Consider the following 1074-nt stretch of genomic DNA (forward strand, 5'->3'; position numbering starts at 1 on the left):
CAGACTCGGGTCCGGCGCTTCTACGACCTGCACGACAGAGATGGCCAGGTCCTCTCCGGTTCGGTCCTTGAGGGAGTCCATGTTGAAGACAACCCAGAGCGCTGCAGCACCGATGAGGGCGGAGACGACCAGCCGGGCGATCGTGAAGGACTGCATCAAGTTCCGGAGAAGGAAGTACAGGACCAGGCAGCTGGCTGCAGATTGGAGGGCGACCTTTCCGTTGTTGGTCAGCTCTCCGATCTTGTCGAAGACACCGGCGGCGACGATCGCGGTGTTGGGGTCAGCGGCGGCGAGTGCGATGAACATGATGGGTCACCTTTCGGTTCGAGGAGTCAATTTCCTGAAGGGGAAAACAGTGGGACTTCGCCGACAGCTGGAAGCGACGATCCGGGTGTTTGGCTTGGCGCGGGAGCCTGAGCCGGCGCTACGGATGTCGATGCGGAAGTCGACGGAGCGCTCTTCGGAGTCGACGGGGACGGGGCGCTCGTGGTCGACGAATTGACTCCGCTGCGAGGAGCAGTAGCGGCAAAGAGCGGCGTTGAATCGATGGCGCTGACTTCCCAGCGACCGCCGCGGGAAGTCATCGTCAGCGCGTACTGACCGTTGACAGATTCGGCGTCGGTGATCTTCAAAGATGCAGTGATCAACAAGCGCACAACGTCGCCATCTGAACGCGGTGCCGCCGAGTTCGACGCACTGAGATCGACCGAGGAGAGCACATCGGTGAGTGCGATGCTGCGGTACGGCGCCGGGACGATCGGCGCGATGGAAACCCCCGGCGTCAGGTAGCGAGCACCCTCGCCGTTGCCTGTCAGAAGTGCGGCGAGGAACTGGTTGGCCGACGTTCCGATCGGGTGATTCGCGACGCGGAACTTATATCCGAGTTGAAGGTCTACAGCTGTCGACGGCTGCGCAACTTCGGAAGGAAGTGTGGCGGCGCGCGCACCGGATTCGGTCACAACAACAGGAACTTGGAAGTAGCGCCGAACGATTGTTGCGGAGGCATCGTTGGCGGGGCGTACCGAGACCGATACCGTCACGGCGTAGGTTCGTGCGTCGCGATCGAAGACAATT

2 protein-coding genes are annotated in these 1074 nt (G+C 61.7%); both read right to left on the reverse strand.

The window, feature by feature from the left end; translation table 11 throughout:
• Positions 1-306, reverse strand: a 306-nt coding sequence (locus AC0B9F_RS38485; protein WP_472010502.1) for a hypothetical protein, incomplete at its 3' end; no start/stop codon positions are given.
• 26 nt (positions 307-332) lie between these two features.
• Positions 333-1074, reverse strand: a 742-nt coding sequence (locus AC0B9F_RS38490; RefSeq protein WP_472010504.1) for a conjugal transfer protein, incomplete at its 5' end; no start/stop codon positions are given.

Source organism: Streptomyces sp. NPDC097129 (assembly GCF_055668065.1).